An 18,570-nucleotide genomic window follows, 5' to 3' on the forward strand; every position below is an offset into this window, starting at 1 on the left:
GATAGATAGGGTCGTGTTAGCTAATTCACACGAGATCGGAGCGAATTCTGCGCAGCACCTGAGGGTGCAATAAGCCATTGGTTGCCACGGCGCTGCCGCCATGCGGGCCCGAGGTGCCATCCAGGCTGGTGAGCTGCCCGCCCGCCTCGCGCACCAGGATGTCGAGCGCGGCCAGATCCCACACCGAAACCTCCGGTTCGGCGGCGATATCTACGGCGCCCTCGGCGAGGAGGCAGTAAGACAAGAAGTCGCCGTAGGCGCGCACGCGCCACACGGCATCGGTCAAACCGAGGAAATTTTCTCGCAACCCCAGCGCGGTCCATCCCGATAGGCTGGAGAATGACAGACTCGCCGAATCCAGCTCCGTGACAGCGGAAACCGCGAGTCGTCGTGGCGTCGTCCCGTCGACCGACGCGAACGCGCCCTGGCCATGTGCCGCCCACCACCGCCGCTGCAGTGCGGGTGCACTCACCACACCGATGCGCGGAACCCCATCTTCAAGCAACGCGATCAAGCTGGCCCACACCGGCACCCCGCGAACAAAATTCTTGGTGCCGTCGATCGGGTCGATGATCCATTGCCGTCCGTGCCAGGCGGTTGTCCCACCGAACTCCTCGCCAAGGATGCTGTCACTGGGCCGCTCGCGCTGGAGAGTCTGACGGATTTCGGCTTCAACGGAGCGATCGGCGTCGGTCACCGGGGTCAGGTCGGGCTTGGTATCGACGTGCAGGTCGAGCGCCCCGAACCGGGCGCGCGTCACGGTGTCGGCGCGGTCGGCCAGCGCCAGCGCGAGGAGTAGGTCCGCCTGATTCATGCCAGCAGTCCTACCATGGCGGCGTGGGATGGGAATTTGGCGTACTGCTTGTACTCGTCGCGGTTGCCCTGGTGTTTCTTGCTCCCCGGTTCATCCCGGTCGGTCCGCGCGGTGCGCTGGCCAGCGGCACGCTATTGGTGACCGGAGTCAGCCCGCGGCCGGACGAGACCGGCGTGCAGTTTGTCACCATCTCCGGCGTCATCAACGGACCGACGGTCAACGAGCACGCCGTATATCGGCGGCTGGCTGTCCACGTCGACCAATGGCCGGTCACTGGGCAAGTGCTTCCGGTCGTGTACTCGCCCAAGAATCCGGACAATTGGAGCTTGGTGCCAGAGGAGTCCGCAGACGGCTAGCGCGCGGCATCAACCGGCCGCCGGCGGGTGTGCCATCACCGTGAGCCGGACCCCGTATCGGGGCAGCACGCCCGAGGCTCGCCCCGGCGCGGGCATGGCCATCCCCGGAATCCCGGGCGCCGCCGCCGCCTCCTCGGTGCCCGGGAGTGTGGTCAAACCCGCCGGTGACAACGCCGCTACGGTGCGCACCGAGGGCGCCGCCCAGCTCGGAGGCACCGACAGCTGGCCGATCGACCCCGCCCTACCCGCGCTCGCCAACACCGTGTTGCCCACTCCGCTGCCAAAGCTCGACGTCGTAGGTGCAGCGCTGGTGCTCGACGCGAACGAGCCGAGCCCAAAGTCGGTGGGCGCCACCTCGGCCGGATTTTCCGCACCGGCGCCGATAATGCCCAAGTTGTTTTCGGCTCCAATGATCCCGGCGCAGAACGACTCCAGATCCTGAGTGACGCCGATGGTCGCATAGACGCTGAATATGCCGTCCAGGACGGTGAAGTCGTCCGGAATGATGTTGGGTATTTGCTGCAGTGCCTGCACTGATTGGGTCACCGAAGAAATCAGCTGTGACACCGGATCGGCGGCGGCGGCGCTGGCATTGGCTTGGGTGACCGCACTGTTCTGCGCCGCCAGCCCGGCCGGGTTGGTGGGCTGCTGTGGGGAGGTGAACGGTGTCAGCTGCACCGCCGCCGCCGAGTTGGTCGCATAGCCGTACATTGCGGTGGCGTCCTGGACCCACATTTCGGCGTACTGTGCCTCGTTCGCTGCGATCGCGGCGGTGTTCTGGCCAAAGAAATTGGTGGCGATCAGCGACAGCAGCTGGATGCGGTTGGCCGCGATCACGGGCGGCGGCACGGTCATGGCGTAGGCCTGCTCGTAGGCCATCGCCGCCGCCCTGGCCTGAATCGCGACCTGCAGTGTCTGTTCGGCGGTCGCGTGCAACCAGCCCACGTAGGGGGTGGCGCTTGCCTCCATCGACGCGGCCGCCGGGCCATGCCAATTCAAACTGGTGAGGCCGGTAAGGATCGACCCACAGGTCTCGGCGGTGGTGGCTAACTCGGCGGCCAGTGCATCCCAGCTGGCCGCGGCGGCCAAAAGTGACCCCGAGCCGGGGCCGGCGTACATCCGAGCAGAGTTGACCTCCGGCGGAAATATGGCGAAGTCCATTGGTACACAGCTCCTTTAATCGGCGGATGTGGTGAAACCGCGCCGAAGTCGACACCTACGGTCGCTGCTTTGGCGCGGTCAGTAGAAATGTAGGATTTCTGATATTTGCGGTGGGAGGATTCAGATAAAAATTGTGTGAATCAGGTCATGTTTTGCCCGTTGCGGTAGTACGGGGACACGTGGCCGCACAGCGGTACCGGCGGCCGAAATCCGATGCGGCGCTGGCAGGTCACGCGAACAGGGTGCATGGCGGCCCTCGGTTGGGGCGGGTCCCTAAACGCGCAAGACCTAGCCGGCGGCTCCGCACAGCAAAGTAAATTCCTGGTAATGGTCCAGTGAATTCTCGATGGGCGACTACTTACCGCAAATTGTTGCCTTTGGATTGCCTACGGATTGCCTTCGGATAAAAGGATTGCCGAATCCATGGCCGAGAAAGTGGGAAACGCTTTTCGGTTTAGCGGAGCCACCGCTTGCCTAGTGGTATGTCACCCGGCCGCCGGCGGCCGCGACATCACGGTGAGCCGGACCCCGTATCGGGGGATCACGCTCGAGCTGCGCTTGCCGGTGCCAACTGGCATCCCGGGAACTCCCGGCGCGCCCTGGTCGGATACCTCGGTACCCGGGATCGTTGTCAAACCGGTGCCGGACATCGCCGTGACGGCGCCGGTCGAGGGAGCCGACCAGGATGGCGGTACGGACATCGGCCCGATCGAACCCGCCCGGCTCATGCTGACGGTGACGGCGTTGGGCGCTGCGCCGGCGCTGCCGGCCGCAGTCAATTGCGGTGCGAGCGCGGCCGGCAGCAATTCGGCCGGACTTACCGCGTTGCTACTGAAGAGACCCAGACTGCTTTCCGCCGAGATGATCCCAGCGGCAAAAGCCTCGACGTCCTGGCACATGCCGACCGTCGAATACAACGCGAATATGGCGTCAAGGACGGTGAAGTCATCTGGGATAATGCCCGGCCACCACGACTGGGTCGTCTTCAGGGCCTGGGGAATCGCAGCAGACAACTGCGACAACACCGACTGCGTCGGTGAGCCGCTTTCGGCCGGGCCGGGGGCAACGCTGTGAGCGGGTGATTCCGCTGGATTGATGATGTCCTGAGGGGAGGAGAAGGGTGTCAACATTGTCGCGGCCGCCGAGCTGGCTGCATAGCCGTACATCGCGGCGGCGTCCTGGGCCCACATCTCGGCGTACTGTGCCTCGGTGGCCGCGATGGCCGCCGTATTCTGCCCGAAGAAGTTTGATGCAATGAGGACCTGCAGCTGGGCCCGATTGGCGGTGACATCCGCGGGCGGAACCGTCATCGCATAAGCCTGTTCGAACGCAGCCGCGGCCGCTCTGGCCTGATTGGCCGATTCCTTGGCTTGCAAACCGGTCGCCTGCAGCCAGTCCACGAATGGTGTAGCGGTTGCCAACATCGCCGCGGATGCGGGGCCCCACCAGTACATGGCGGTCAGCGACGAGATCGTCGAGTCGTAGCCCTCGGCGGTCGACAATAATTCAACGGCTACCATATCCCAGCTGCCCGCGGCCGCCAAAAGCGAGGCAGGGCCGGGGCCGCTGTAAATTCTCGCCGAGTTGACTTCGGGTGGCAGGAATGCGTAATCCATTACTCCACAGCCCCTTTTGACTGTTGTGGCCTTATCGGCGTTTGGCGAAGGCACGAGTCGGCGCTGGCTCGCGTGATCGTCACAAGCGGCGGGAACCGCTGAGGGCCGCCCTCTTTGGTAAGCGTCAACAACTGTGGAATGTCGCGGCGGGCTTAGCGTATAGTCGCCCGCCGTTTGTCGCATGGTGAGAACCATGGCGACGTCGAGTGATTGGACAAGGAAACGGCTCGGCGGACAAGCTGCGTACCTGGTCAACACATTGCTGCGCGGTGTCCCCGGGCCGGTTGAGGTCAAATCCGCGACTTTGAGTCACGGCGATTCTAACTCATTTGTGCTGGCCTTCTTGAGAATTCATCGGCGGGTGGCTTCCTGGGGTTCGGTTCGCCGCCGTGGTCAAAGGTGTCTTCCCGGGCGTGGCGGCATTCCGCACTGCGTCCGGCCGCGGCAGGGAGGGCGTGATGATGTCAACCGGCACCGGGAATACCACTGTCGAATTCTGATCGGCTTCGAGTTCCAAAAGGGTTTGCAAGTAGCGCAACTGCAGCGATGCCGGACTCCTTGAGAGCGTCTCGGCGGCCTCCCGCAGCTCCTCTGATGCCTGCAGCTCTCCTCGGGCGTTGATGTCCTTGGCGCGACGTTCCCGCTCGGCTTCGGCCTCGCGGGCCATCGCTCGCTGCATTGATTCGGGGATCTCGACGTCCTTGATCTCCACCACCCGAACCTGCGCGCCACACGGTTCGGTCATGTTTTCGATTACCGCCCGCGGATCGTTGTTGAAGTCATCGCGTTGTGCCAGCAGCGTGTCCAGGTCAATGCGGTTGTCATGTTCCAGGTCACCGACCCCCTGAAAGCAATTATGGCGGTGGAGAATTACGCGGTCGCGACGTCACAGATCGCGCACCGCGTGTGGTCGGCGCGGTTGCCGGTCGCGCCATTGGGCGGCATCGGGATCATGTTCGCCAGCTATGACCGCTGGCGTCAGAAGGTCGGCTGGCACGGCGCCGAGGCGTCGTTGACTACTTTGTCCGGCAGCGGCATTGCCGCGGTGTAGGTGCGGTAGGCGAGGATCCCTATCACCAGAAAGCCGAAGAGCATCACCAGGGACTATCCCCTGAACATCCCTTGCCAACCAGCGGGCGCGCCGATTGCTGCGCTGAATCTGGTGGTAACGATGTCGGCTGAGCTGTCATTCCAGGACCTCTCGTGTGGGCGACGGGCGGTATCGCCATGTGCTCATGAACATCCAAATTGCGGTCCGGCGGCTGCGACGACAGGATTTCGCCATTTATCTGTAGGGACCAAAGACACCCGATTTGGGACCTAGGGCTCTGGGGGTTGCGGGTGCTCGGTCGATAGCGTGCTGACTGGCCGAAGGGCTCGATAGAGGAGACGCGAATGAGCAACGAGTCAGCCCCGGCAATCGTCGTCGGAATTGACGGGTCGCATGCGGCAACCTACGCGGCCCTTTGGGCGATCGACGAGGCTGTCAGTCGAGACATTCCACTGCGCCTGGTGTACGTCGTCGATCACCTGGAACCGGCGGGCAGCGGTGCTCATGTTGCGCAGGAAGGAGCGGCGCATGCAGCGTTGTACGACGTCTACCGCGCGGTCGACGCCACTGGGCGCCCGGTCAAGATCGAAACCGAGATTCTGTGGGGCAGGCCGCTCACCAAGCTGATGGCCGAGTCCCGGTCGGCGGTCATGGTCTGTGTTGGGTCCATCGGGCTTAACCACGCACGGCGAGGGGAAGGCTCGGTGGCGGGCACCCTGGCCGGATCGGCGCTATGTCCGGTGGCGGTGATCCAGGCGCCTGCCGGGGGAGCGGCGGTACCCGCCATCAGTGGTGTCGTGGCGGAGGTGGGAAACGGGTCGGTGTTGCGGCACGCTTTCGAGGAGGCGAGGTTACGGGATGTTCCACTGCTGGCCATCTCCTCAGGATTGACGACGGCGTCCGACGTTGATGACGGAAACCGTTTGGCGAAAAAGCAACTGGAGCGCCGGCTTGCCCGGTGGACGCGGCTGTATCCGGATGTGGAGGTTGACTCAGAAGTGATCCGTGGACATGCCTGCACCTATCTGGCCGCCAATGCAAAGCCGGACCAGCTGTATGTTGCTGACTCCCATGCAGCGCAGGTATGCAACGTCTACAGCGCGGCATGTTCGGTACTGACGGTACGCATCGGCAACCTGTAGGCAGCCAAAATCGGGAGTGGTGTCGTGGTAACGGTCTTTCTGGTCGACGATCACGAGGTGGTTCGGCGTGGCCTCATCGACCTGCTCGACGCGGACCCAGAACTTTCGGTGGTCGGTGAAGCGGGTTCGGTTTCCGAAGCGATGGCTAGGATTCCGGCGGCCAACCCCGACGTGGCGGTGCTCGACGTCCGGTTGCCCGACGGCAACGGCATAGAGCTGTGTCGTGATCTGTTGTCCCGCATGCCGGATCTGCGCTGTCTGATCCTGACGTCATACACTTCCGACGAGGCGATGCTGGATGCGATCCTCGCCGGTGCGAGCGGATATGTCGTTAAGGACATCAAGGGAATGGAATTGGCCCGCGCCGTCAAGGATGTGGGGGCGGGGCGGTCGTTGCTCGACAATCGGGCCGCGGCGGCGTTGATGTCCAAACTACGCGGCAACGTCGAGAAGCCGGATCCTCTGTCCGGTCTCACCGATCAGGAGCGCACATTGCTGAGCCTGCTCAGTGAGGGACTGACCAACAAGCAGATTGCCGACCGGATGTTCTTGGCCGAAAAGACGGTAAAGAACTACGTGTCGAGGCTGCTGGCCAAACTGGGAATGGAGCGGCGCACCCAGGCGGCCGTATTCGCAGCGGAACTGAAACGCTCACGGTCGCCCGATAATGCGCGATCATGATCGACGACGCTCGTCCCGTCAAAGCGGATGCCTCCGAGAACGAGGGCATGCGTCCGCTGCGCCATACCCTTTCCCAACTACGGCTGCGTGAGCTGCTGGCCGAGGTGCAAGACCGCGTCGAGCAGATTGTCGAGGGCCGTGATCGCCTGGACGGACTCGTGGAAGCCATGCTGGTGGTCACTTCCGGGCTGGAACTGGACGCTACCCTGCGCACGATCGTGCAATCGGCAACCAATCTCGTCGATGCCCGGTACGGCGCTCTAGAGGTGCACGATCGCGATAACCGTGTCCTGCATTTCGTATATGAGGGTGTCGACGAGGAGACCGTTCGGCGCATCGGCCACCTTCCCCAAGGCAAAGGCATCATCGGTTTGCTCATCGACGAACCCAAACCCCTACGGTTGGACGATATTTCGTTGCATCCGGGATCCGTTGGCTTTCCGTTGAACCATCCGCCGATGCGGACCTTCCTCGGGGTCCCGGTTCGAGTGCGAGACGTTTCGCTTGGCACGTTGTACCTGACCGACAAGACCAACGGACAGCCGTTCAGCGACGACGACGAACTGCTGGTTCAGGCCCTGGCCGCGGCCGCGGGCATCGCCATTGCGAACGCCCGGCTCTACCAGCAGGCCAAGGTGCGCCAGCTGTGGATGGAGGCGACACGCGACATTGCCACCGAACTGCTGTCCGGCACCGAACCCACCACTGTGTTCCGCCGTGTTGCCGAGGAGCCGTTGAAGTTGACCGGGGCGGACGCGGCTCTGGTTGCAGTTCCGTTGGATGAATCCGTCTCGGCGGCCGATGTGGCCGAGCTATTGGTGATCGAAACAGTGGGGAGCACTGTGGCTTCCGCTGAGGGGCAAACCATTCCGGTGACCGGCACCGCGCTCGAAGATGTCATTGTCAACAACACTCCGCGGCAGGTTGACGAGATCGATGTGGATGGTCTGGAGGTCTCGGGTACGGCGTTGTTGCTGCCGCTGCGCTCGGCCGATGCCGTCGCCGGCATCGTCGTGTTGGTGCACCACGACAGTCCAGGCTCGGCCAGCGACGAGCAACTCGAGATGATGGCGGCTTTCGCCGATCAGGCTGCGCTGGCTCTGCAACTGGCGGCTTCCCAGCGCCGGATGCGCGAACTGGATGTGGTGTCCGAGCGGGACCGCATCGCCCGCGATCTGCATGATCACGTGATCCAGCGTCTATTCGCGATTGGCCTGGCGCTGCAGGGTACCGTGCCACGAACACGCGAAGCCCAAGTGCAGAGGCGGCTTTCGGAAGCGATCGACGATTTGCAGGGTGTGATCCAGGAAATCCGGACAACCATCTTCGACCTGCACGGGGCATCGGGGGGCAGTACCCGGCTTCGGCAGCGAATCGATGCTGCCGTCGCCCAGTTTTCCGGGTCCGGCTTGCGTACCTCTGTCCAATTCATCGGGCCGCTCTCGGTGGTTGACAACACGCTCGCCGAGCACGCCGAGGCGGTGGTGCGCGAAGCGGTCAGCAATGCGGTTCGTCACGCGCACGCCACCACGTTGACGGTGCGCGTCATCGTCGACGACGATTTGTGTATCGAGGTCAGCGATGACGGCCGCGGGATGCCCGATGAGTTCACCGGCAGCGGCGTGGCAAACCTACGCCGCCGTGCCGATGAGGCGGGCGGTCGCTTCAGCATGCAACCCGCGGATTCCGGTCGCGGCACGTTGTTGCGCTGGTCAGCACCGCTACTCCAGTAGTTCCTCGGGCCACTGCACGACCCGGGACAGGTTGCGTCGCGGCGTTGCCGGCAGTGGGTCGGCGTTGATCGGTGCCCAACCCACCCGGAGCAGCATCTGGGGGTGGCCGCTACCGCCGAACACATCGGTTCTAATGGCCTCGCGTGTTTTCGTAATCTCCAAGGGCTCGCTGATCGGGCAGGAGGCCAGCCCCATAGCCGTCGCCGTCAACAGGACCGCACTGGTCGCTTCGCCGGCACGAAGCCGCGACAACCGGTCGTCCTCCTCGGTGCCCAACGCCAGGATCACCGCGCTGTCGTCCGAGGGGGATACCCCGGCGGGTTGGGTCAATCCCGGCCCGGCGAACACGCGACCCGGAATGGGGGAGTGGTGATCGGACGGTGGCGTGTTGCGGGCCGGAACCCCGGCCACGGCCCCGTACCGGCCACTCCAGGTGGTGAGTTCACGCATGTACTCGTCGTTGCTGGCGTGGTCCCAGACAGCTTGGGCCACAATGGCTCGCATCTTTTCCAGCGCATCGACCTGGCGGAGCATGACGCCACCGCGGGCCGCCCGGGCAGCCATTTGGGCAATGTCTCCTGCGGCCACCGGCCAGGAACTGTAGGCGCGGCGGTCGGTCCGCCGCCGCGGTATCGCCGCCGCGAGCGCGATGTCGGCCTGATCGGGAACGTGGGGCTGGACCTCGATGGTCGCGAGGTGGCAGGGGTCATCTGGGTGTGGAAGGCGACTCACCTTGGCCTGCCAGCCCAACGACGCCAAGGCGACCATGCAGTGATGCAGGGCACCGCCGCAGCTAATGATGAGGTCGCGCCCGTCCGGGTCGGTGCTGTGCAACTGCATATCAGGTTCGGAGAACAGGTCCAGCGTGGTGGTGCTCACCCGCCAGCGCCACGGTTGCGTGTTGTGGATGGAGGGTGCACGAGTTGCCAGCGTGAGTACCGTTCGGAGGGTGCCCACATCCGGGAATTGGGGTTCCATGGCTGCCTTTCCGGTCAGACAAGCCTTCCGGTGGACGACGCGCGTCATGAATTAAGGATCTGCGCGCACCGCGTTGTGGTGGCAGAGGACGAAGCCATCGGCAGCGAAGGACCTTCGGCCCTGCTCCGTCCGGCGATGCACGCCAATCCGCGCCATGGCCATCACGCAAAGGTGTCGAGACGGTCCGGTTCGGGTCCAAACCTGAAGCGTCGACCGGCAGTTCCGGACGGGATTACCCGCACGTAGTGGAGTTTCAACGTTGCAACCCATGGGATGAGGTGGGCTCGTTCGGCTTTCTGAATTTCCGCATCTGTTTCCAGAACCTGTGCCCGTCCTTTGACGATCACGCTCCTGCCCTCGACGGAGGTGTGGTCGTCGGCCTCGAAAGCGACAGGGCTGCTAGTCGCCGCGAGAAACAATTTCGTGCCCTCGGCGGTCCGGAATAGCACCGTACGGTCCTGCACCACGTAGTTGACCGGAAAGATCTCCGGCTCGCCGGCCATGCTGGTAACCAACCGGCCCAGCGCGGCACCGCTGCGTAGATCCCAACTCTGGTCGTCGGAGAGATACGTGACTGGCTCGTCGGCCACCTAATCAACTTTTCCTGGGGCATAGCGAATTTCGAAGACACTGTCTATGGATCTTCGCGGGGTTGGGGCCGGAATATCGTCGATCGACGGTGCGGTCCCGGCCCGGATCAAGACTTGTGGGTCGCCGCGGCGGCCGATGAGTTCTCGGACTGCCTCGCGGCTTTCCGCCGATTCGATCAAATGGCTCAACGTACACGTCGCCATGCCGGCCATAGTGCATTCCAGCAGCACGCGGGACAGCGCTTCTCCACATCGCAATACGTCATTGCGGGTGTTGGTGCGGGTCGACAGCACTAGGATTTTGGAGAAGTCCGCGCTGACTTCCGCTCGGCGATTCTGGTGGCCCCGGACCGGGAATTCGCGGCCGACGTCCACCCGGTGCCGCTCGGTGTCGGAGGGCAGCGAGCTTGGTGGTATGCCTTCGACTAGGGCGAATGGTGAAGTCCACCAATCGAGTTCGGCATGATACGTTGGATCGTCGCGCCGCAGAGCCGCACTGAGCTGTGATGCCTCCACCAACTGTGGTCGTTGGTGATCGGTCAGGACGTCAAGCATGGCAACGTCTTCGTCGACGATGCCGCGCAGGATCGGTTCGACGAGGTTCCAGTACCTGGGACGGTCAAACGCTAGCCGGTCGGTTCTGCGCCGCAGCATGGCATCGGCCCGCCTTCGTTCAGCTTCCGTAACGTGTTCGGTGGCGCCGAAATCGATGGTGGCCAGCTGCGCTGAGTCGTTCGGGTTCGGGAAACGGACGACGTTGGCGTACCAACCCGCGCTTGCCGCGGCGGTCCGGAAGTGGTCGAGTACTGCGCCGCAGCTGAGTAGCGCCTGTCGGCCGGACCGATCTGTGGCCGGGACGGTTCGGTTGCGATCAACGAACAACCGCAGGGTTATTTGCGCACCGTATTCGGCCACCCACCGCCAGGGTTGACTGTTGTGTACCGACGGCGCTCTGGACGCCAGCAGGACGGCGTTCTTGAGCGCCTCGATATCCACGACATCGACATTAGGGTGACCGCACAAGCCTCAATAGGGTCATTCGTCATCTGGTCCAAATGTATTGCGTGCGTGCGCTTTCAAAGTCGTGGCACGACGAGAACGGGATGAAATCACTTGTGCGCCATGGCTTCATGGGAATCCGCGGCGGCATTTTTGTCGGTGGCCCGGCATAGTATGCGAACATGAGTTCGAGTAGTCGTGAGGAGATTGCGGAGGCGTTTGCGGAGCTGGATGTGGTGGTCTCGCGGGTGCTGGGGCTGTCGTTCGAGGTGTTGACCACCCCGGAGCGGTTGGTGTACTTGGAGCGACTCGAACGGGAAGCTCGGCGGTTGCCGGTGGTGGGGCACTCGCTGATTAACCAGGCGAGCCAGCAGGCCGGTGAGGAAGAGCTCGGGGGCACGCTGCCCGCGGTGTTGGCGCGTCGGTTACGGATCACCCGTGCTCAGGCCGCTCGGCGTATCGCCGAGGCGGCCGATCTGGGGCCGCGGCGCGCGCTGAGCGGTGAGGCGCTGGCGCCGCGGTTGACCGCGACGGCGGCCGCCCAGCGCGACGGACGCCTCGGCGAGGGGCAGGTGCGGGTGATCCGGGACTTTTTCGGCATCTGCCCGCCGAGGTGGACATCGAAACCCAGGAGAAGGCCGAAGCCCATCTGGCGGGGTTGGCGGGCCGGTTCCGTCCCGATCAATTGGCCAAGCTGGCGGGTCGGTTGATGGATTGTGTCAATCCCGATGGCAGCTACAGCGACGAGGATCGAGCGCGGCGACGCGGACTGACGCTGGGCAAGCAGGGCCTCGATGGGATGTCGCGGATCAGTGGCTGGCTGAGCCCGGAAGCGCGCGCTGGGCTGGATGCGGTGCTGGCCAAACTGGCCGCCCCGGGCATGTGCAACCCCGACGACGAGTCCCCGGTCGTGGATGGCGCGGCCGGCGAACAAGCCGTCCAGCGTGACACCCGCTCGACCAGTCAGCGTAACCACGATGGGCTCAACTCCGCACTGCGGGCGCTCTTGGCTTCCGGAGACTTGGGCCAGCACAACGGATTACCGGCCACCATCATCGTTGCCACCACGCTCGGGGAGCTCGAAGCCGGCGCCGGTCGGTGATTGACCGGTGGGGGAACGCTGCTGCCCATGACTGATGTCCGGCTGGCCCGCCATGCTCACCACTACTTGGCGATCTTCGACCAGGGCAAAGCCGTGAGTCTGTACCACACCAAGCGGCTGGCGTCCCCCGGGCAGCGAATAGTGCTCTACGCCAAAGACCGTGGTTGTACGCGCCCGGGCTGCGACGTGCCCGGTTATCAATGCGAGGTCCATCACGTCACAGCGTGGGCCGCCAGCGGCCGTACCGACATCGACAATCTCACCCTGGCGTGCGGGCCCGACCACAAACTGCTCGACAACGGCTGGACCACCCGCAAGAACGCACACGGCACCACCGAATGGCTGCCACCCCCACACCAAGACCATGGCCAACCGAGAACCAACACCTACCACCACCCCGAAAAACTCCTACGCGACAGCGAAGACGGCGAGGGAGGTTGAACGCGCGATTGTCTGGCATCCTGAACTGATGGCAGGCAAGGAAATCGATCGGGTCCGGGCGACCAGTGCGCTCGACGTGATCAAGCAACACCCCGCAATGGTGCTTTTCGCGTTGTCGCCTGTGCTGGCGTTGTTGGCCGCCATTTGGTGGCTGGCGGGTGCCGGCTGGGCCATCGTGACAGCCTTGGTGGTGCTGGTTGTCGGCGGAGTACTCGTCGTCCGCAAACGCTGATCTGGCCGCATGCGGTCCTGGTGGGGTTGGGGCAACGTCGAGGACGCTCTGTCGGAGCAGGAAACCCACGCGCTGACGTCGCGTGTGGCCGCGCTGCTTCCCGGCCATGACCTGACAGACCACCCGCCGCCGGACCCGGCCGCGCTCGGGCTGGTGAGTGCGCGCATCACGCCGCCGGCGGCACTGGCCGGGCTGTGTTCGGCCGACCCGGTGGATCGGGCGGGGCACGCGCGCGGCAAGGCATTTCGTGACGTCGTGCGCAACCTGCAGGGCCAGTTGGATAGCGTGCCGGACCTGATCGTGCGACCGCGCCGCGAGCGGGACGTGGTCGATGTACTGGATTGGTGCACACGCGAGGGGATTCCGGTGATCCCATATGGCGGCGGTAGCTCGGTGGTCGGCGGTGTTGAGCCCCGCTTCGACCGGCCGGCCGTCACCATCGACGTCGGCACGATGGGCGCGGTGCTTGAAATCGACCGGATCAGCCGGGCCGCACGGATCCAGGCCGGGGCGCTCGGGCCGTCGATCGAAGATCAGCTGCGCCCGCACGATCTCACGCTGCGCCACTTCCCGCAGTCCTTCGCGTTTTCCAGCCTCGGCGGCTGGTTGGCGACCCGAGCCGGTGGCCATTTCGCCACGCTCTACACCCACATCGACGATCTGACCGAATCGATGCGGGTGATCACCCCAGCGGGAATCAGCGAGTCTCGCCGGCTGCCCGGCTCCGGCGCCGGACCGTCCCCGGACCGGCTGTTCCTTGGTTCTGAGGGGTCCCTGGGCATCATCACCGAGGCGTGGATGCGGCTGCAGGACCGTCCGCGCTGGCAGCTCACCACGTCGGTTGCATTCGACGATTGGGCCGCTGCGGTCAGCGCAACCAGGAGGATCGCGCAGGCGGGCCTTTACCCGGCCAACTGCCGCCTGCTAGACCCCGCCGAAGCGTTCCTCAACGCCGGTGCGACGGTCGGTGGCGGTCTGCTGGTGCTGGCCTTCGAGTCGGCCGATCACCCGATCGACGCCTGGCTGGAGCGTGCGGTGGCAATAGCAACCGATGTCGGCGGCGCCGTAACCGCGCGGCGTGCCCGCGAAACCGCAACCGAGACAACGCAGGACGGCAAGTCCGATGCTTCCCAAGCGTGGCGCTCGGCGTTCCTGCGGATGCCCTACCAACGAGACGCGCTGGCCCGTCGCGGCGTTATCGCCGAGACGTTTGAAACCGCGTGCACCTGGTCAGGATTCGACGAGCTGCATGACGCGGTGAGGACAGCTGCCCGGGCCGCGATTGAGCAGGTCTGCGGAACCGGCGTGGTGACTTGCCGGTTCACTCATGTCTACCCCGACGGCCCGGCCCCGTACTACGGCATCTATGCGGGCGGCCGGTGGGGTTCGCTGCACACGCAGTGGGATGAGATCAAAGCCGCTGTGTCCGAGGCGATCAGCACCACCGGCGGCACCATCACGCATCACCATGCCGTCGGCCGCGACCACCGGCCGTGGTACGACCGCCAGCGTCCGGACCCGTTCGCGGCGGCCCTGCGTGCGGCAAAGTCCGAACTCGACCCGGCCGGAATTCTCAATCCTGGGGTGCTGTTCGATCGCTGACTAGCCGTGCCCGATGCGCAATAGCTCGGCCACGTTGGGCAACTTGACGCGGGGCCGGCCGTGCGGTTGGCCGGCGGTCCGCTCGAAGTGGTCAATGATTTTCCAATGCGCGGTTGTGACCAGCTTCGGCTGGCGTGCGGCCAGCCAGCCGGCCAGCCGCTCGGCGTGGTCGGCCGGAAAATCAGCGAGCCCGCCAGCGGACAAGTCGGCGATCAGTGTGTCGACGGTGTCCTGCGAATCCTTCTTGTTCGTGCCGATCACTCCGGTCGGCCCGCGCTTGATCCAGCCGACGACGTAGTCGTTGCGGCGGCCTGTTACCCGTCCTTGGGTGTTGGGAATGGTCCCGCGCTTGTCGTCGAACGGCAGCCCGGGAGTGGGCACACCGCGATAGCCGACCGAGCGCACCACCAACTGGACCGGCAATTCGTCGCGCTCCCCGGTGTCCTTGGCCGACACCCACCCGTCCTCGTCGGCGACCAGCTCGTTGCGCCCGAGCACAATCTGCTCCACCCTGCCGTCGCCCTTGATCTCGATGGGGGAGGTCATGAACCGGAATACGATTCGCCGATGGTTGGGGCGAAGCGCGCGCTGGGCGTAGCCTCGCAGCACCTTGATGTTCTGCTTGATCGTCTTGCCGGCCGCCTCCGCATCCTCGTCGCTGATGACGTCCAGTTGAGCTGGATCGACCACCACGTCGACCCCTTCCAGCTCGCCTAGCTCACGTAACTCCAGCGTGGTGAATGCGGCCTGCAGCGGCCCGCGCCGGCCGATGATCACCACTTCTTCGACGCCGCACGGACGCAGGGACTCCAGCGCATGATCGGCGATATCGGTGAGGGCCAAAACCTCGGGATCGGTGACCAGGATGCGAGCGACATCGATCGCGACGTTGCCGTTGCCCACCACGACGGCGCGGGCACCCGATAAGTCGGGCGTTGCCTGTTCGAAATGGGGATGAGCGTTGTACCAGCCCACGAAATCGACGGCGGCGATGCTGCCGAGCAAATCTTCACCAGGAATATTCAGCGGCTTGTCCGACTGCGCGCCGACCGCATAGATCACCGCGTCGTAGCGCTCCGCCAGCTCGTCCGCCGCGACGTGCTCGCCCACCACCACGTTGCCGAAAAAGCGGAAGCGGGGATCTTCGGCCGTCTTCTCGAACTGCTTGCTGATCGACTTGATCTTCGGGTGGTCCGGCGCGACACCGGAGCGCACCAGCCCCCAGGGCGTCGGCAGCATCTCGAGCATGTCCACGGCCACGCCGATCTCGCCGGCGGAGTCCGCGGCCTTCAGCAGGGACGCGGCGGCAAAGAATCCGGATGGCCCGGAGCCGACAATAGCGATGTGGTACGGACGCATGCGTAAGCCTTCTGTTCGTGCCCGGCTGCAGCGTCAAAGGGCTGTCAACGGTATCGCCGCAGTCGCGCGGTGCACATGATGGTCACCTGATGCTAAACGCTGTCGCCAGCGACTCCCGGTAACGTGGTCGGCTGTGGAACCCGACCGACAAGCCGAGATAACAGCCCTCGACTCCACCCTGACCACGGTGGAGCGGGTCCTCGACGTCGAGGGTCTGAAGAGCCGGATCGAGAAGCTCGAGCACGAGGCATCCGACCCGAACCTGTGGGACGACCAGGCCCGTGCGCAAAAGGTGACCAGTGAGCTGTCCCACACTCAAGGGGAGTTGCGTCGGATCGAGGAATTGCGGCAACGCCTCGATGACCTACCTGTGCTCTACGAACTCGCGGCCGAAGAGGATGAGGCCGACGCCCTCGCCGAAGCCGACACCGAGCTCAAGGCGCTGCGCAGCGAGATCGAGGCCACCGAGGTGCGCACGCTGCTGTCGGGAGAATACGACGAGCGTGAGGCGCTGGTGACCATTCGTTCCGGCGCGGGCGGCGTGGATGCGGCCGACTGGGCCGAAATGCTGCTGCGGATGTACATCCGGTGGGCCGAACAACACAAATACCCGGTTGAGGTGTTCGACACCTCCTACGCGGAAGAGGCCGGCATCAAAAGCGCCACGTTCAGCGTGCGTGCGCCGTTCGCCTATGGCACCTTGTCGGTCGAACAAGGCACCCATCGGCTGGTGCGGATCAGCCCGTTCGACAACCAGAGCCGCCGGCAGACGTCGTTCGCCGAAGTCGAGGTACTCCCGGTGGTGGAGACCACCGATCACATCGATATCCCGGAGGGCGATGTGCGGGTCGACGTCTACCGCTCCAGCGGTCCCGGCGGCCAATCGGTGAACACCACCGACTCGGCGGTGCGACTTACCCACATCCCGACCGGCATCGTGGTCACCTGTCAGAACGAAAAGTCGCAGCTACAGAACAAGGTGGCGGCCATGCGGGTTCTTCAGGCAAAGTTGTTGGAACGCAAGCGCTTAGAGGAACGCGCCGAACTTGACGCGTTGAAGGGGGACGGGGGCAGTTCCTGGGGTAATCAGATGCGGTCCTATGTTCTGCACCCCTATCAGATGGTCAAGGATCTGCGGACCGAGTACGAGGTGGGCAATCCGGCAGCCGTCCTAGACGGAGACATCGACGGGTTCCTGGAAGCGGGGATCCGGTGGCGCAACCGAAAAGATGACGACTAACACGACACTTCTTGCCGTAGCTGCAGCTTCGCCGACCCAGCGCTGGCACGACTTTTGGCGCGGCCAGATCGGCGAATGGATCATTACCCGGGGTCTGCGCATCGTGATGGTGCTGATCGCGGCCGTGTTGGCGGCGCGGTTCGTGTCCTGGGTTGCCAAACGGGTGACCCGCCGCCTCGATCTGGGATTCACCGAAAGCGACGCCTTGGTGCGCTCGGAGGCGTCTAAGCATCAGCAGGCGGTCGCCTCGGTGATCTCCTGGGTCGCGATCGTCCTGATCTATGTCATCGTCCTCTACGAGATCGTCGATATCCTGCCCTTTCCGGTCGGGTCGCTGGTGGGGCCGGCGGCCGTGCTGGGAGCGGCGCTGGGCTTCGGCGCCCAGCGGCTGGTACAGGACCTGCTTGCCGGGTTTTTCATCATCGTCGAGAAGCAGTACGGCTTCGGTGACCTGGTCGAGCTGAGCATGATCGGGTCGCCGGAGAACGCGGCCGGCGCGGTAGAGGAGGTCACGCTGCGTGTGACCAAGCTGCGATCCAGCGAGGGCGAGGTGTACACCGTCCCGAACGGGAACATCGTCAAATCGATCAACCTGTCCAAGGACTGGGCGCGCGCGGTCGTGGATGTGCCCGTCCCCAGCGGGGCCGACCTGAGCCGGGTCAACGAGGTGCTGCACCAGGAATGCGAGCGGGCGCGCGACGATCGGGTGCTGGGCGAATTGTTGTTGGACGAGCCCACGGTGATGGGCGTGGAGCGCATCGAAGTCGATACCGTCACCCTCCGGTTGGTGGCCCGCACGCTGCCCGGCAAGCAGTTCGAGGCCGGACGACAGCTGCGGGTGCTGGTGATCCGCGCACTTGGGCGCGCCGGCATCGCCACCGCGGCCGATGACCAGTCCGGTGTGGGGGCCACCGTCCATGCGGTGCCGGCCGAGGCCGAGGGCCAAAGCCAGGGCTCGGGGCAGCAGTGATGAAGTTCACGTTCGCACGCACGCCGCGCGACGGCGACCGCCAGCGGGACACCCCACGGCACCTGTTCGGCGGGCGAATCCGCACGTCGACGCTGGTACTGATGGTGGCGTTCCTGGTGGTGTGGTGGCTGTATGACACCTATAGTCCGCAGCAGCCGGCCAGCAAGAACACACCACCCACCCAGGTGGTGCCGCCCGGTTTCGTGCCGGACCCGAACTACACCTGGGTGCCGCGCACCAGGGTGCAGCCACCCAGCACCAGCCCGCAACCAACGCCCACCACGACGCCACCGGCGGAGCCGACCACCACTGGGCCGGAGCCGTCGTCGCCGCCGTGTCTGTTGCCGCCGCCGTTCTGCCCGGCTCCCACGACTCCGTCGGCACCTTCGATCCCGTCGACCCCATCGGGGCCGACCTGGCCGTCGGAGCCAACGGGCCCGTCCCCGCAGTCACCCCGGCCGGGGCCGGGCCCAGCACCCATCGCGACACCACCGGCCAGTTGA

17 protein-coding genes and 3 pseudogenes are annotated in these 18,570 nt (G+C 64.8%); 11 read left to right on the plus strand and 9 right to left on the minus strand.

From position 1 onward, the window contains the following. Positions 1-25: 25 nt before the first annotated feature. Positions 26-814: a histidinol-phosphatase gene (hisN, locus tag MB901379_RS06445; RefSeq protein WP_158015864.1), complete on the minus strand. Its 789-nt coding sequence runs from the start codon at positions 812-814 to the stop codon at positions 26-28. A gap of 23 nt (positions 815-837) precedes the next feature. Between hisN and MB901379_RS06450 the strand changes: the two genes are divergently transcribed. After that, the gene (locus MB901379_RS06450) at positions 838-1,170 is read left to right on the plus strand and encodes a hypothetical protein (protein WP_158015865.1); all 333 of its coding nucleotides are present in this window, start codon (positions 838-840) and stop codon (positions 1,168-1,170) included. A 9-nt stretch (positions 1,171-1,179) separates the two neighbouring features. On the opposite strand, the gene MB901379_RS06455 is transcribed toward MB901379_RS06450, so the two are convergent. The 3 genes and pseudogenes from MB901379_RS06455 to MB901379_RS06465 all read right to left on the minus strand — a co-directional run. Next, entirely contained in the window at positions 1,180-2,331 is a 1,152-nt protein-coding gene (locus MB901379_RS06455; RefSeq protein ID WP_158015866.1) for a PPE family protein, read from the minus strand. Positions 2,332-2,816: 485 nt separating this feature from the next. Continuing rightward, on the minus strand, positions 2,817-3,947 hold the full coding sequence (locus tag MB901379_RS06460) for a PPE family protein (RefSeq protein ID WP_158015867.1): 1,131 nt from the start codon (positions 3,945-3,947) through the stop codon (positions 2,817-2,819). A gap of 412 nt (positions 3,948-4,359) precedes the next feature. Beyond that, positions 4,360-4,764, minus strand: a pseudogene (locus tag MB901379_RS06465) (SPFH domain-containing protein); the annotation flags it as partial. A gap of 6 nt (positions 4,765-4,770) precedes the next feature. Here MB901379_RS06465 and MB901379_RS25275 point away from each other — a divergent pair. Then, complete coding sequence (locus MB901379_RS25275) at positions 4,771-4,998, plus strand: hypothetical protein (protein ID WP_408632404.1); 228 nt, start codon at positions 4,771-4,773, stop codon at positions 4,996-4,998. On the opposite strand, the pseudogene MB901379_RS25165 reads toward MB901379_RS25275, so the two are convergent. Further along, positions 4,953-5,137, minus strand: a pseudogene (locus MB901379_RS25165) (hypothetical protein); the annotation flags it as partial. The gene MB901379_RS25275 and the pseudogene MB901379_RS25165 sit on opposite strands and share 46 nt — an antisense overlap. Before the next feature lie 205 nt (positions 5,138-5,342). Between MB901379_RS25165 and MB901379_RS06475 the strand changes: the two are divergent. From MB901379_RS06475 to MB901379_RS06485, 3 genes are read left to right on the plus strand one after another with little or no spacing between them, the layout of a single operon-like run. After that, a complete protein-coding gene (locus MB901379_RS06475; protein WP_158015868.1) occupies positions 5,343-6,140 on the plus strand; it encodes a universal stress protein in 798 nt (265 codons plus the stop codon). A 24-nt stretch (positions 6,141-6,164) separates the two neighbouring features. Continuing rightward, positions 6,165-6,821, plus strand: coding sequence for a hypoxia response regulator transcription factor DosR/DevR (gene dosR / locus MB901379_RS06480; protein WP_158015869.1), 657 nt, complete (start codon positions 6,165-6,167; stop codon positions 6,819-6,821). Beyond that, positions 6,818-8,554, plus strand: a complete 1,737-nt coding sequence (locus MB901379_RS06485) for a GAF domain-containing sensor histidine kinase (protein ID WP_158015870.1) — start codon at positions 6,818-6,820, stop codon at positions 8,552-8,554. The genes dosR and MB901379_RS06485 overlap by 4 nt, the downstream gene beginning before the upstream one ends. Here the strand turns inward: MB901379_RS06485 and MB901379_RS06490 are convergent. From MB901379_RS06490 to MB901379_RS06500, 3 genes are all read right to left on the minus strand, one after another. After that, positions 8,543-9,532 (minus strand): Acg family FMN-binding oxidoreductase, encoded by a 990-nt coding sequence (locus MB901379_RS06490; protein WP_158018994.1) that lies wholly within the window; start codon positions 9,530-9,532, stop codon positions 8,543-8,545. The two genes, MB901379_RS06485 and MB901379_RS06490, sit on opposite strands and share 12 nt — an antisense overlap. A 161-nt stretch (positions 9,533-9,693) precedes the next feature. Further along, positions 9,694-10,122, minus strand: coding sequence for a pyridoxamine 5'-phosphate oxidase family protein (locus tag MB901379_RS06495; protein WP_158015871.1), 429 nt, complete (start codon positions 10,120-10,122; stop codon positions 9,694-9,696). Further along, the gene (locus tag MB901379_RS06500) at positions 10,123-11,112 is read right to left on the minus strand and encodes an Acg family FMN-binding oxidoreductase (protein WP_158018995.1); all 990 of its coding nucleotides are present in this window, start codon (positions 11,110-11,112) and stop codon (positions 10,123-10,125) included. 191 nt (positions 11,113-11,303) lie between these two features. Between MB901379_RS06500 and MB901379_RS06505 the strand changes: the two are divergent. The 3 genes and pseudogenes from MB901379_RS06505 to MB901379_RS06510 all read left to right on the plus strand — a co-directional run bounded on the left by MB901379_RS06505 (position 11,304) and on the right by MB901379_RS06510 (position 14,498). Then, a pseudogene (locus MB901379_RS06505) lies at positions 11,304-12,664 on the plus strand (HNH endonuclease signature motif containing protein). A gap of 28 nt (positions 12,665-12,692) precedes the next feature. Continuing rightward, positions 12,693-12,896 (plus strand): hypothetical protein, encoded by a 204-nt coding sequence (locus tag MB901379_RS23955; RefSeq protein WP_174236953.1) that lies wholly within the window; start codon positions 12,693-12,695, stop codon positions 12,894-12,896. Between the two features lie 9 nt (positions 12,897-12,905). Next, the gene (locus MB901379_RS06510) at positions 12,906-14,498 is read left to right on the plus strand and encodes an FAD-binding oxidoreductase (RefSeq protein WP_158015872.1); all 1,593 of its coding nucleotides are present in this window, start codon (positions 12,906-12,908) and stop codon (positions 14,496-14,498) included. Here MB901379_RS06510 and MB901379_RS06515 read toward each other — a convergent pair whose 3' ends face one another. After that, positions 14,499-15,857, minus strand: a complete 1,359-nt coding sequence (locus MB901379_RS06515; protein WP_158015873.1) for an FAD-dependent oxidoreductase — start codon at positions 15,855-15,857, stop codon at positions 14,499-14,501. It lies immediately after the preceding gene. A 133-nt stretch (positions 15,858-15,990) separates the two neighbouring features. Between MB901379_RS06515 and prfB the strand changes: the two genes are divergently transcribed. The 3 genes from prfB to MB901379_RS24485 are packed head-to-tail and all read left to right on the plus strand — an operon-like array spanning position 15,991 to position 18,570. Next, complete coding sequence (gene prfB / locus MB901379_RS06520; RefSeq protein ID WP_158015874.1) at positions 15,991-17,097, plus strand: peptide chain release factor 2; 1,107 nt, start codon at positions 15,991-15,993, stop codon at positions 17,095-17,097. Continuing rightward, positions 17,087-18,067, plus strand: coding sequence for a mechanosensitive ion channel family protein (locus MB901379_RS06525; RefSeq protein WP_158015875.1), 981 nt, complete (start codon positions 17,087-17,089; stop codon positions 18,065-18,067). Before prfB ends, MB901379_RS06525 begins: the two co-directional genes overlap by 11 nt. Further along, positions 18,067-18,570 (plus strand): hypothetical protein, encoded by a 504-nt coding sequence (locus tag MB901379_RS24485; protein WP_232022005.1) that lies wholly within the window; start codon positions 18,067-18,069, stop codon positions 18,568-18,570. The genes MB901379_RS06525 and MB901379_RS24485 overlap by 1 nt, the downstream gene beginning before the upstream one ends.

The sequence above is a fragment of the Mycobacterium basiliense genome (assembly GCF_900292015.1).
Lineage (GTDB): Bacteria > Actinomycetota > Actinomycetes > Mycobacteriales > Mycobacteriaceae > Mycobacterium > Mycobacterium basiliense.

Bases quoted from the DNA above. Each gene is read 5' to 3' on its own strand.
- hisN (WP_158015864.1), bottom strand. From the start codon at position 814: ATGAATCAGGCGGACCTACTCCTCGCGCTGGCGCTGGCCGACCGCGCC.
- MB901379_RS06455 (WP_158015866.1), bottom strand. From the start codon at position 2,331: ATGGACTTCGCCATATTTCCGCCGGAGGTCAACTCTGCTCGGATGTAC.
- MB901379_RS06460 (WP_158015867.1), bottom strand. From the start codon at position 3,947: ATGGATTACGCATTCCTGCCACCCGAAGTCAACTCGGCGAGAATTTAC.
- MB901379_RS25275 (WP_408632404.1), top strand. From the start codon at position 4,771: ATGTTCCAGGTCACCGACCCCCTGAAAGCAATTATGGCGGTGGAGAAT.
- MB901379_RS06475 (WP_158015868.1), top strand. From the start codon at position 5,343: ATGAGCAACGAGTCAGCCCCGGCAATCGTCGTCGGAATTGACGGGTCG.
- MB901379_RS06485 (WP_158015870.1), top strand. From the start codon at position 6,818: ATGATCGACGACGCTCGTCCCGTCAAAGCGGATGCCTCCGAGAACGAG.
- MB901379_RS06490 (WP_158018994.1), bottom strand. From the start codon at position 9,532: ATGGAACCCCAATTCCCGGATGTGGGCACCCTCCGAACGGTACTCACG.
- MB901379_RS23955 (WP_174236953.1), top strand. From the start codon at position 12,693: ATGGCAGGCAAGGAAATCGATCGGGTCCGGGCGACCAGTGCGCTCGAC.
- MB901379_RS06510 (WP_158015872.1), top strand. From the start codon at position 12,906: ATGCGGTCCTGGTGGGGTTGGGGCAACGTCGAGGACGCTCTGTCGGAG.
- MB901379_RS06515 (WP_158015873.1), bottom strand. From the start codon at position 15,857: ATGCGTCCGTACCACATCGCTATTGTCGGCTCCGGGCCATCCGGATTC.
- MB901379_RS06525 (WP_158015875.1), top strand. From the start codon at position 17,087: ATGACGACTAACACGACACTTCTTGCCGTAGCTGCAGCTTCGCCGACC.
- MB901379_RS24485 (WP_232022005.1), top strand. From the start codon at position 18,067: ATGAAGTTCACGTTCGCACGCACGCCGCGCGACGGCGACCGCCAGCGG.